We start from the raw sequence: 12,223 nt of genomic DNA, 5'->3' as shown, positions 1-12,223 counted from the left end.
ACATTCCGTCATCCCATCTAGAGAAAGAATCATCAATGACTGATACGGGATCGCAGGCTGCCCAGAGCAAGCCCGCAAGCACAGGCCAGCCGCTCGCCATCCGCGTGGGCGCGGAGTTGGCGGGAAGCTTCATCGTGATTTTCGCGATTTACGCCTTCAGTACGTTCGGTTCGGCACTGTTCGGGATCAATATGGCATTCATAGCGCTCGCCACAGGTGCAGCGTATGCAGCCGCCACCTTCATCTTCGCCAAGGTGTCGGGAGGGCAATTCAATCCCGCTATTACGCTCGCTTCCATGCTGGTCGGGCACACGAAGCCGCTGGACGGCATACTGTATATCATCGCCCAGGTCCTTGGCGGCATCGTCGCGGGGGCGCTGGTAATCGGCATTCTTCCAACGACTGAGACGCTGACCAAGAAAATCTGGCTGACGGACGCGGTGAATGGATTTGGCGACGGCTCGGTCTCGGCTTCCATGCTCAGCAGTGTCAACGCCTCGTTCGATATCACGCTTGCAGTCGTCGTCGAAATCATCGCGAGCGTCCTTGTCATCGCCGCGGCCATGGCAACGTCGCATAATGACGCGAATGCCGCGTCACGCGCTACAGCGATGGGTCTGGCATATGGTTTGGGCGCGGCCGTGACGTATCCGGTGACCGGTGCCGGAATGAATCCAGCCCGGTCCACCGGTATTGCATTGTTCGCCCGTAATGCCGGCCTGTCGGTCAACCCGCTCCAGCAGCTTTGGGTGTTCTGGATCTGCCCGATTCTGGCTGGCGCGATCGTCGCCATGGTGATGATCGGAGCCCAGCTCATCAACGACCAAGCGGCGGCCCGGCGCGCAGCAGCAGAAGCCCAGCAGTCCGCACAGGCACTACCCGGCGAGACCGATGCGGAAAATACCGCCGCGGATGACGCCCAGCAGGACGAGGACGGGCAGGACATCCCCGCTGACGGCATCGCCGATTCAGACCATGAAGTGGATGCTCAAGGCGAGGGCGGACAGCCCGAGACCGAGGCATAGGCACATCAATGCGTCGAATATCGTGGAACGCACCTTCCATGGGCTGCGTTCGCGCAGGATGAGACGAACCAATCCCAGGATAACGGCCGTCACGACCAGAACAGTCGTGGCGGCCGTTGTATATCCGAGCCCGGCAAGGATACCGCTGGCGCACACCAGGATGGCGACAGTCCACTCGCAAACCGGCTTGCCTTCGCGAGCCTCGGAAACATACGGATGATCATGTGCCACGATGGATATTCCTTCCTCGAAGAACGATGAGTGTACCGTGTGATTCACTGTACACGCCGGCATTGTCCTGTATCGCCCCGGAACCTGCGCGGCATGAACTGCATTCTGGCATATCGTTCTCGACCAAGCCGGGCATATATGCGTCTGGGGCGGTATTCCGGTCACGAATGATCGGAATATCGCCCCAGGCTTTCGACTCGTCGCTTTTCAGCATCCTGGATAAGGAACCATGTAGGGCTCCTCTCCCCCTGTCAGCTGACCGTCAGCCGATATCAGTGGAAGAAGTGGCGCGTGCCCGTGACATACATGGTCACGCCTGCCTTGCGGGCCGCCTCAAATACTTCCTCATCGCGGATCGAACCACCAGGCTGGACGATGGCCTTGACGCCGGCGTTAATGAGATACTCGGCACCGTCTGCGAACGGGAAGAAAGCATCGGACGCCGCGACCGCACCATGGGCGCGATCAGCGCCATCGGCCAGCGTATTGGCCCGTTCCACGGCCAAATGGCAGGAATCGACACGGTTGACCTGACCCATGCCGATACCGACCGTTGCCTGGTCATGCGCGAGCAGAATGGCGTTGGACTTGACACAACGGATGGCACGCCAGGCGAATTCGAGATCACGAAGTGTATCCTCGTCGGCGGGGTCGCCGGAAACGAGCTTCCATGCGTCGGGCGTGTCCCCCGGCGCATCGATGAGGTCCATGGTCTGCACCAGGAGGCCGCCATCGATCTGCCGGTACTGCTGCTTGGTGCGCGGAGGCTCGGCGACCTTGAGGATACGCAGGTTCTTCTTCTTGGTCTGCAGCAGTTCAAGCGCCTCAGGCTCATAATCCGGAGCCACGATGACTTCGGTGAAGATAGGACGGACATTCTGGGCCATCTCGAGCGTGACCGTGGTGTTGGCAGCGATCACGCCGCCATATGCACTCATGGGGTCGCAGGCGTGGGCCTTCTGATGCGCTTGCGCTACAGTAGCCCCGAGCGCGAGCCCGCAAGGATTGTTATGCTTGACCACCGCAACGGCGATAGCCGGGGCGAAATCCCACACCGCACGCCATGCGGCATCGGCGTCGACATAGTTGTTATAGCTCATCGGCTTGCCGCCCAGTTGCTCGGCATGGGCGAAGCCGGTCTGGTTCAGGGGGTCGAGGTAGAGCGCCGCGCTCTGATGGGGGTTCTCGCCGTAGCGCAGGATGTGCGCACGGTCCCATGTACGTGTGTATGCAGCAGGGAACAACGTGTCCTCATGCGGCAATTCCTCGGCGTCAGGTCCGTCTTGTTCGATGCTCTGCGGCTTGGGCCAATGCTTGGAGGTCCACTCGTTGATGGTCGCATCGTAGGCGGCGGTGTGCGCGAACGCCTTGGCTGCGAGCCATCGGCGCTCCTCGAGGCTGAACCCTGTACCGTTTTCGACACGCTTGGCCACCAAGGCATAGTCGTTCGGGTCAGTGATGATGGCGACGGTGGCGCTGTTCTTCGCGGCGGCACGCACCATGGAGGGTCCGCCGATATCGATCTTCTCGATGGTATCTGCCTCATTGGCGCCGGAGCGCACCGTGTCGGCAAACGGATACAGGTTGACGACCACCAGGTCGAAAGGCTTGATGCCGAGGGTCTTGAGCTGGTCCACATGGTCCGGGTTGGTCATGTCCGCGAGAATGCCCGCGTGAATATGGGGATCCAGGGTCTTGACACGACCGTCAAGGCTTTCCGGGAATCCCGTCACTTCGCTGACTTCGATGACCGGTACCCCCAGCTCAGCCAGACGCTTGGCAGTAGAGCCCGTGGAAACCACTTCCGTGCCTGCGGCTACGAACGCTTTCGCCAGTACTTCAATGCCCTCTTTGTGGAATACTGACACCAGGGCGCGTTTAATCGGCCGGTTTGTTGTCATCCTGTTCCTCCTTGATGATCGGTGTCGAGTTCACGACACGGGGCGTGGATTGCACGTCCCCCCTGTTCCCGTCATCCTGTTCGGATGGTTCACGGGAATTCTTGGACGGACGCAACCGCATCCACCCCAAGCGTAATCCATAAATGGCGGCATCGAGTACGATAATCGCAGCCCATACCGCGAACAGGCCGGTCATCGTCGGCTGGCCAACCGCCCTCGTCGACGCGACGACGTCCACGCCGACATGCGCCAAGCGATGCGCGCCCAGCGACCCGTTGGACAGCGCAAACATGCATGACGAGCCCAGCGACACCAAGACACCGGCGATGCAGAAAGCGCCAAGCGGGTAGACGAATCCTATCGCCTTGCGCACCATGGTCGCACGGTCATCCCCGGCATGCGGCGCTCGGATGGCGAAGCCCGAGGGCAACAGCATAAACGCCGCCGCGCATACCATGGAAACGATGAGCGGCAACGATACCAACACCGTACGCAGCCCGTCATTGCCGATCGCCCGCGGGAAAATACCGAATACCGGCAAACCCGGTAAGCCGTTGGATTGGTCGGACCATAGCGTGAAATGGGCGACATCACCGATCTTGAAGCCCGCCCCGAACATCCATGACAGCGACCACAGGCACAGATTGGGCAGCCATGCCAATGTGCATATCGATGTGAGGATACGTGAGCCGGTACCCATGGCATCGAGCTCGAAAACACGCTGGACGGCATCATACCCGTAGATTGTCCAGACGATGAGGTCGATGAACGCTGCAACAAGATACACGGCGAGCAACGTTCCGCCCAAGGCGACGCCGAGGGTCCACACACGACGCAGTTCGGGTGTCATGTGGCGATTAACGAACTCGCCCACCGTATGCCACGCTTGCCCGCCTGGGACAGTCCCAAGAACGAATGCGACGGTGAACACCAGACCCGTTTTCAGCATGACCACGCCGACGCCATCAAGCAAGCCCACTGATACCCCGTATGTGAATGCGGCGTTCATCGCAACCCAGGCCATCAGCCCGCCGACATACGCTCCCGCTGAGAGCTTTCTCTTGCGGGCGATGCTGGCAAGGAGCCATATCAACAGGGCGGTGAGTCCCAGCGGGATGATGGTCAGGCTGATCGCCCCGGCTTTGAATCCCACTCCTTGGGAAAGCAGCACCATGGCCTGGGCAAGAGGCACCGCGTACCCGGTGAGGTTCGTGGCGCCTTCTTCCATGGATATCACAAGCAGCAGCAGCGTGATGACGAGCCACACGGATAACGCGTACAAAGCCATGGAGGCCGCCGCGAAGACGACCCCCTTGAACAATGAGGCGACACGCTGGTTCATGCGGATACTGATTGCAAGGCCTTACGCATGAGATCCGCGGTCTGGCGCGGGGTCCTGCCTACCGGGATGCCCACGGATTCAAGTGCGATCTTCTTGTCTTGCGCAGTACCCTTGCCTCCGGAGACGATTGCACCGGCATGTCCCATCTGCTTGCCTTCCGGGGCGGTGAAACCGGCGATATATGCCACCACCGGTTTGGTCATATGCTGGCTCGCCCACCGGGCCGCGTCCTGTTCCGCGCTTCCGCCGATTTCACCGATCATGACGACGCCCTTCGTCGCGTCATCGGCTTCGAAGACCTCAAGCGCTTCCTGCAGGGTGGTGCCGACGATGGGATCGCCGCCGACACCGACGCATGCGGTGAAACCGATATCGGAAAGCTCGCCCATGAGCTGGTAGGTGAGTGTGCCGGATTTGGATACCAGGCCCAGCGGACCACGGTTGACGATGCCATCCGGGATGATGCCCATATTCACGCCACGGGTATCAGCCGACGATGGCAGCGTAATCAGTCCCGGGCAGTTCGGCCCGATGATTCGTACGCCCTTGCGCAACGCAAGTTCGACGAAATAGGCGGAATCTGCAACAGGAATGCCTTCCGTGATCACGACGATGGTGGTGATTCCCGCTTGGATCGCCTCGACGACCGCGTCTTTGGCAAAGCGCGGCGGGACGAAGATGACGCTGGCGCGGGCTCCGGTCGTCTTGGAGGCTTCAGCGCACGTGGCGTATACCGGGATGACCGCGTCTTCGCCGTTCCGGGCTTTGGTGAAGGTCACCGAAGTGCCGGCTTTACGGGGATTGACGCCGCCGACGATATTCGTACCGGCACGCAGCATACGAGCCGTATGGGTCATTCCCTGGTGCCCGGTCATGCCCTGAACGATGACCGGCGCGCCGTCTTCTACGAACAACGTCATTTGTTGGCCTCCTTCGGTGATGCATCGGCGATGGCCGCGATGTGTGCCGCTTGTTGCGCAGCCTCCTCCATCGTGGCGTACACATGGAGATGGGGATCATGCGCATCGGACAGCATGGCCAAGCCTTCTTCGGCGGCGTTCCCATCGAACCGGACGATGATCGGCTTGACCGTCTCGATGGCTTGCAAGGCGCCGAGGATACCGGCAGCGACCTGTTCGCATGAGGTGATGCCGCCGTATACGTTGACGAACACCGATTTGACCTGGGGGTCGGACAACACGATCTCAAGGCTGTTGCGCATCACTTCCGCGGAAGCGCCGCCGCCGATGTCAAGGAAGTTCGCCGGCTTGATGCCGGTCCCTTGCTCTTCGCCAGCGCCTGACACCGCGTCGAGCGAGCTCATGACCAGTCCTGCCCCGTTGCCTATGACACCGACCTGCCCCTTGAGATGCACATAGTGCAGGCCGAGTTCCTTGGCACGCTGCTCATACGGGTCAAGTTGCGAGGCACCGGAGAAACGTTTCCAGCCATCATGCCTGAACGCGGCATTGTCGTCCAACGATATTTTCGCATCCAAAGCACACAGGGATTTGCTCGACTCGTCTTCGGGATCGCCGATCTTGGCCAACGGGTTGATCTCGACGAGCGTCGCGTCATTGGATTTGAAGCATTGCCACATATTCAGCAGAATGCGGGCGGCCTGGTCGACATCGGCATGGTAGAACCCGATATTCTTCGCCATCTCGGTCGCCGCATCGAGGTCGAAGGTGTCCAGTGCGTTGATGTGCAGGCGTTTGACCGACTCCGGATGTGCCTTGGCGATCTCTTCGACCTCCGTCCCGCCGTTGGCGGTGGCGAGGACGTCGAAATCCCGCGAAGACCGGTCCACGGAAATCGAGACATAGTATTCGTGGATGATGTTCTTGGCTTCCGCGACGAGAACGCCACGGACCTTATGGCCGTGGATGACCATCGGGAGAATGTCTTGGGCCGCGGCAACCGCTTCGTCCCGTGAATGTGCGAGCTTCACGCCGCCTGCCTGCCCGCGATGCCCGATCTTGACCTGCGCCTTGATCACGCACGGATACCCTATGGTATCCGCGGCCTGGGCGACCTCATCGATATTGCGCGCGAAAATCCCGTTCGGGGTCGCGATGCCCTGCTCGTCGAGCAATTGCCTTGCCTGATATTCATAAAGATCCATGACCGTCTTCCCTCACGAGTCGTTACGCGGGCATCGAGACCAAGGTGCTGGCAGGGTAGCCGCCAAGCTCCTCGATTCCGTTGAGCCCTTCGAGTTGCATGACGAAACTGAAGCCCGCGACCACTCCCCCGCACTTGCGAATCAGGTCGGCCGCGGCCTTCGCTGTTCCACCGGTCGCGATGAGGTCGTCGACAATCAGCACACGCTCACCTTCGCTGACGGCATCGGACTCGACTTCGACGCGGGCCTTGCCGTATTCCAGCGTGTAATCCTCGCCGATGACCTTCGGGGGAAGTTTGCCTGCCTTGCGCACGGCGATGAAGCCTTTCCCGAGTCGGGCCGCAAGTGCCGGCCCGAACAGGAAGCCTCGCGCTTCCAGACCCGCGACCGAATCGAACTCGCTGGCTGGGACCGGCAGGGCTTTTTCAAGGCCTTCAAGCATGATCTGCAAGCCTTCTGCATTTTCGAGCACAGGCATGAAATCACGGAAATTGATGCCTTCCTTCGGGAACCCCTTGACGGATCGGAACAGCGAGGTCATGAATTCCGCTCGATCGTGGCCTACCCGTTCAAGCTGCCTGATATGGATATCGGATGCCATAGCAATAACCTGATCTTTCTGATTATCGGCGTTGTCTCATTCGGCCGCAGACTAGCGGCGTTGGGCACGTTACTTGGTCTTGTCGTCCCCTGACTCGCCGTCTTCTGCGATCGCGAGAGACGATTCCACGGTCTTCGGCTCCTCCTGGCCCTGCGCATCCACCGTTTCGGCATCGCCATCGCTTTCCGGATCCGCCGGCTGTTCATCGGTCGCCTGCTGCACGTCATCGTCGTCGATGAACGCCGGACGAACATACTTGCCGCGCACAGACTGCAGTTTGACGCGGATTCGGCTGCCTTCGGAATCAACGACGACTTCCTCGTATTTCTTGTCCACCGAGACGATGGTCCCGATGATGCCGCCGGCAAGCACGACCAAAGTGCCGGGCACGAGGGATTCGCGAAGCTCCTCTTGCTGCTGCTTCTGCTGTTTCTTCATACGCCGCGAGCTCATCCACATCATGACGATGAACAGGACAAGGACAAGGATCATAATGAGATTCGGATCGAGATTCTGATTCATGAGGCTCCTGACATGTGCTGCGGGCTATCCAAAGTATGTATTTTAGAATAGCTTGTTGACATCATGCTCCTGTGGTTCGAGACCCAGATGCGTCCACGCCTTCGCTGTCGCCACACGGCCCTTCGGTGTTCGAACCAGAAACCCCTCACGAACAAGGTACGGCTCGCACACCGTTTCCACGGTCTCGGATTCCTCCCCGACCATGGCGGACAGGTTGTTCAGACCCACCGGGCCGCCCGCGAAGTTCAGGCAGATCGCCTTGAGCACGGCGATATCCAGTCTGTCAAGTCCCTCTGAATCTATCTGGTACAGCGCCAGGGCTTCACGAACGGCATCGACGTCGACGACATCCAGATCGTGGACGATCGCCCAATCGCGTACACGACGCAGCAGACGATTCGCGATGCGAGGCGTGCCGCGTGAACGCAACGACAGCTGATGCGCCGCCCCCTGTCCGAGGGACACGCCCAGCACGGACGCTGAGCGTTCGATCAGCTTCTCGAGTTCCTCATGGGGGTAGAAGTCGAGATGCGCGGTAAAACCGAACCGAGCCCTCAACGGCGAAGGAAGCATGCCTTCCCTGGTCGTGGCGCCGATCACCGTGAACCTGGGCAATGTGAGCGGGATCGAGGAGGCACCAGGCCCTTTGCCGACCATGACATCGACGCGGAAGTCCTCCATCGCGATATACAGGAGTTCTTCCGCGGGCCGGGGCAGCCGGTGGATTTCATCGATGAACAGCACTTCGCCGGCATCCAACGAACTGAGGATCGAAGCCAGATCTCCCGCGTGCTGGATTGCCGGGCCGGAAGTCACACGGATGGGGACACCCAGCTCATTGGCCACAATCATGGCAAGCGTCGTCTTCCCCAAGCCGGGAGGACCGGCGAGCAGGATATGGTCAGGGGGCACTTCACGCTTGCGCGCGGCGTCAAGGAACAGCTGCAGCTGGGCTTTGAGCCGCGGCTGGCCGATGAACCCGTCAAGGACATGCGGGCGAAGCTCCTCGTCGCTCACCGGCTCATTGTCCAACGGCTGCGAGGAGACCATCCGCAGCGACGCCTCTGTGGCACCGTCATTGCTGACCATAGCGACGCCGTCATTCCCGCCGTCGTGTACGTTGTCGTTCCCCGTCTTCATGTCACCTTCCCCTATCCAACTCGGTCAACGCAAGCTTGAGCACCCTCGGCACGTCCTGCTGTACAAGCGGTGTATCGATACCGTGATCACGGCAGGCGCGCTCCACGGCATCACGCGCATCCTGCTGCCGCCAGCCCAGTGACATCAGGCCTTCGATCACCTGCTGCGAGCCCATATCAACAACTGCCGTGATGGCGGCCGTTGACGGACCTTCGACTTGCGCAAGATCGAGCGACCCCTTCAATTCGAGAATGATTTTCTGGGCGCCTTTCCTGCCCAGTCCGGGAGCCTTGGACAATGCCGCGGCATCCCCGTCCGCAACCGCCCGCGCAAGACGGTCAGGAGGAAGGGTGGACAAGAGGGACAAGGCGACCTTCGGCCCGATACCGCTGACTTTCTGCAACTGCAGAAACATCTTCTTCTCTGTGGAGGAAAGGAATCCATACAGGGTGATCGCGTCCTGGGTGACAGCCATCGACGTATGCACCGTGGCATGCTGCCCGGCATGCAGCGATGACAGATCGGTCTGGGGCATACGCACGTCGAAACCGACACCATTGACATCAAGAATGGCTCCTGATTGGTCGACGGACTCGACCTGCCCGTTCAGCATGGCAATCATGATGCCTCCTTCGTCAAGACGCAAGTAGAATCGAACATCTGTTCGATAAGTTTACATGCCACGGTCGACGCTGCGCCGACGCTTGGCCTGCTGCGCGGCCATCGCCCATTGCCGCTGCGCGGCGGTCAAGTGCTGCTCGCGCTCGCCTCCCTGCAACGCCCCGGCAGGGCGGAGCGCGTGGCACATCGCCTGTGCCAAAGCATCCGCCGCATCCGGCGGTTTCGGCATCTCAGACAGGTTCAGTATCCGCATGACCATTCGCTCCACCTGGAGTTTGTCGGCCTTGCCGTTTCCGGTGATCGCGAGCTTGACCTCGGTCGGCGTATGCAACGCAACGGGTATGCCATGCTGTGCCGCCGCCAGCATCGCCATGCCCGCGGCCTGGGCGGTCCCCAGTACGGTATTGCGATTCGCCTGGGCGAACACCCGCTCGATGGACACCGTATCGGGGATGAACCGTTCGAGTTTGTCGACAAGACCGTTATATATCGCCAGGAGTCGCAGATCCTGCGAGGTATCCGGGCTGGTGCGGATGACATCGACGTGGATAAAAGAAAGCCGGCGTGACGCGCCGGCTTCCACCACGCCGACCCCGCATCGAGTCAGACCAGGGTCGACGCCAAGAATGATCAACAGATCACTCCTCTTCCTCCAACTGGGCCATGACCTCATCAGATGCGGTCCAATTGCTGTAGATGTTCTGCACATCGTCAAGGTCATCCAGGTTGTCGATCAGCTTGGACACCTTGCGCGCATCATCGAGGCTGAGCTCGACCTCGTTCTTGGGGATCATGACCAGATCGGCGGAATCGTAATCGATACCGGCATCCTGAAGACCCTTACGGACAGTGACCAGATCGCCTGGCGCGGTGATGACGCTGAACACGTCACCGTCATCGGACACGTCCTCGGCGCCGGCTTCGGCCGCGATCTCGAAGAGCTTGTCGTAATCCAGGCCTTCGGACGGCACCTCGATCTGGCCCTTGCGCTCGAAGTTGAAGCTCACGGCACCCGAGGTGGCGAGGGAGCCATTGCCCTTGGTAAGTGTGGAACGCACTTCCGCCGCCGCACGGTTGCGGTTATCGGTCAAGCACTCGATGATGAGGCCAACGCCGGCCGGCGCATAGCCCTCATACACGATGTCCTCATAGTTGGCTGCGCCGTCTTCCTCACCGGAACCGCGCTTTACAGCGCGCTTGATGTTGTCGGCAGGCATGGACGCCTTCTTGGCCTTGACGATCGCATCATACAGCGTCGGGTTACCGTCGGGGTCGCCGCCGCCCAGACGGGCTGCGATCTCGATGTTCTTGATCAGCTTCGCGAACAGCTTGCCGCGCTTGGCGTCAATGGCGGCCTTCTTATGCTTGGTGGTCGCCCACTTGGAATGCCCTGACATAATGCTCCTAGCAGATACGGGTACGATAAACAAACCGATTGTAAAGCGCTTTCAAGACAAGACCGCCGCGTACACGCCGAGAACCCGGTCCACCACGCTGCTCCAGTCATATTGCTGTGCGCGGTTTCGTCCCGCCTCGCCCAACGACGCGCGCGCCCCACCATCTGCTATCAACGAACACACCACGGAAGCACAATCACGGTCGTCACCGTTACCGAACAACGCAGCCGCACGACCGGCATCCGCAACAGCTGCGAATGCCGGCAAATCCGAAGCCACGACCGCGCACCCCGCCGCCATGGCTTCGGCGAGCACGATACCGAAGCTTTCGCCACCGGTCTGGGGAGCGATATAGACGCTGAGCGACCTGTAGAATCGAGCCTTGTCTTCATCGCTGATTCTGCCAAGGAATTCCATATGATCCATAAGACGCCCCGATGGATCGACCGCATTGACGATCGACCTGCCTTCGCGCTCACCGTCGCCGGCACACAGGAACCGAGCTTGCGGATACCGGTCAAGAATCCTCGCCGCTGCACGGCAGAATACCGCAAATCCTTTCCGCTCCTCCCCCATCCTTCCAAGGAACCCGATTGTGGGGCTGTCATCATCCCCCTGCCAAGCGGGAACGGGTGTCGCATGAGCGAACTGATCCGCCTCGATACCGTTGGGTATGACCGACACCGGCACATTCCCGGGCAAATACCGTTGTGCAATTTCGCGTGCGGCATCGCTGACGCATATGGCGTGGGACAGTGGTCGCAGATAACGGTTGAGATAACCATGGAAGAAGCGCAACGCGAACGGGTATACGTCGAACGCGGCATGGAAAGTCCCGATGAGCGGAGGATGATGCACCATGGTCAGCGGTTTATGACTCAGGGAAGGCGTCTCAGGCTCATGAAGATGCACAATATCAAAATGCCCCTGCCGGACCCAGCGACGTACCTGGGCCCCGACAAACCCGAAATAGCTCAGCCGCGACACCGAACCGTTGTAGGGAATCGCAAAGGAGGTACCGACCGTCTGCACCCACAACGGCATATCGTTGGTCCGTCGTCCGGGCGCGAGGACCTCGACCTCATGGCCCCGGGCGATCAGTTCCTTCGCGAAGTCACGGATATGGAACTGCACACCGCCCGGAGTCTCGAACGAATACGGCGAGATGATACCGACACGCAACTTCCGGCCGTGCAACGGATCCGGCTGGCACTGCGCTCCACAGTCTGCCTCATCGCGACGATCTGCGTTCGACATCATGTCCTTTCTTCCGTCAACAAGACAATAGTCATAGCCTACACCGTCTCGGGCTTTCCGG

General features: G+C 60.3%; 13 protein-coding genes. 1 reads left to right on the top strand and 12 read right to left on the bottom strand.

From position 1 onward, the window contains the following. Window positions 1-35: 35 nt before the first annotated feature. A complete protein-coding gene (locus WD012_RS07335; protein WP_339563103.1) occupies window positions 36-1,025 on the top strand; it encodes an MIP/aquaporin family protein in 990 nt (329 codons plus the stop codon). Here WD012_RS07335 and WD012_RS07330 read toward each other — a convergent pair. From WD012_RS07330 to WD012_RS07275, 12 genes are all read right to left on the bottom strand, one after another. Next, window positions 969-1,256 (bottom strand): DUF3017 domain-containing protein, encoded by a 288-nt coding sequence (locus WD012_RS07330; protein WP_339563102.1) that lies wholly within the window; start codon window positions 1,254-1,256, stop codon window positions 969-971. The two genes, WD012_RS07335 and WD012_RS07330, sit on opposite strands and share 57 nt — an antisense overlap. 272 nt (window positions 1,257-1,528) lie before the next feature. After that, on the bottom strand, window positions 1,529-3,157 hold the full coding sequence (gene purH / locus WD012_RS07325; RefSeq protein ID WP_339563101.1) for a bifunctional phosphoribosylaminoimidazolecarboxamide formyltransferase/IMP cyclohydrolase: 1,629 nt from the start codon (window positions 3,155-3,157) through the stop codon (window positions 1,529-1,531). Further along, complete coding sequence (locus WD012_RS07320) at window positions 3,135-4,499, bottom strand: cell division protein PerM (RefSeq protein WP_339563100.1); 1,365 nt, start codon at window positions 4,497-4,499, stop codon at window positions 3,135-3,137. The genes purH and WD012_RS07320 overlap by 23 nt, the downstream gene beginning before the upstream one ends. Continuing rightward, a complete protein-coding gene (sucD, locus tag WD012_RS07315) occupies window positions 4,496-5,419 on the bottom strand; it encodes a succinate--CoA ligase subunit alpha (protein ID WP_339563099.1) in 924 nt (307 codons plus the stop codon). Before sucD ends, WD012_RS07320 begins: the two co-directional genes overlap by 4 nt. Further along, window positions 5,416-6,624 (bottom strand): ADP-forming succinate--CoA ligase subunit beta, encoded by a 1,209-nt coding sequence (sucC, locus tag WD012_RS07310; RefSeq protein ID WP_339563098.1) that lies wholly within the window; start codon window positions 6,622-6,624, stop codon window positions 5,416-5,418. Before sucC ends, sucD begins: the two co-directional genes overlap by 4 nt. 22 nt (window positions 6,625-6,646) lie before the next feature. Next, complete coding sequence (locus WD012_RS07305; protein ID WP_339563097.1) at window positions 6,647-7,225, bottom strand: adenine phosphoribosyltransferase; 579 nt, start codon at window positions 7,223-7,225, stop codon at window positions 6,647-6,649. A gap of 69 nt (window positions 7,226-7,294) precedes the next feature. After that, a complete protein-coding gene (locus WD012_RS07300) occupies window positions 7,295-7,747 on the bottom strand; it encodes a preprotein translocase subunit YajC (RefSeq protein ID WP_339563096.1) in 453 nt (150 codons plus the stop codon). A gap of 42 nt (window positions 7,748-7,789) precedes the next feature. Beyond that, window positions 7,790-8,836, bottom strand: coding sequence for a Holliday junction branch migration DNA helicase RuvB (ruvB, locus tag WD012_RS07295; RefSeq protein WP_339563238.1), 1,047 nt, complete (start codon window positions 8,834-8,836; stop codon window positions 7,790-7,792). Window positions 8,837-8,888: 52 nt separating this feature from the next. Beyond that, window positions 8,889-9,509 carry a Holliday junction branch migration protein RuvA gene (gene ruvA, locus WD012_RS07290; RefSeq protein ID WP_339563095.1) on the bottom strand — a complete coding sequence of 207 codons (621 nt, stop codon included), beginning with the start codon at window positions 9,507-9,509 and terminating at the stop codon, window positions 8,889-8,891. Window positions 9,510-9,560: 51 nt separating this feature from the next. Continuing rightward, entirely contained in the window at window positions 9,561-10,142 is a 582-nt protein-coding gene (ruvC, locus tag WD012_RS07285) for a crossover junction endodeoxyribonuclease RuvC (RefSeq protein ID WP_339563094.1), read from the bottom strand. 4 nt (window positions 10,143-10,146) lie between these two features. Further along, window positions 10,147-10,905, bottom strand: a complete 759-nt coding sequence (locus WD012_RS07280; protein ID WP_339563093.1) for a YebC/PmpR family DNA-binding transcriptional regulator — start codon at window positions 10,903-10,905, stop codon at window positions 10,147-10,149. A gap of 51 nt (window positions 10,906-10,956) precedes the next feature. Then, window positions 10,957-12,162 (bottom strand): glycosyltransferase family 4 protein, encoded by a 1,206-nt coding sequence (locus tag WD012_RS07275; protein WP_339563237.1) that lies wholly within the window; start codon window positions 12,160-12,162, stop codon window positions 10,957-10,959. Window positions 12,163-12,223: the final 61 nt, after the last annotated feature.

It is taken from the genome of Bifidobacterium thermophilum (assembly GCF_037482445.1).
Lineage (GTDB): Bacteria > Actinomycetota > Actinomycetes > Actinomycetales > Bifidobacteriaceae > Bifidobacterium > Bifidobacterium thermophilum_B.
The sequence above is the reverse complement of the archived record's forward strand: the minus strand, read 5'-3'. Positions and strand labels throughout refer to the sequence as shown.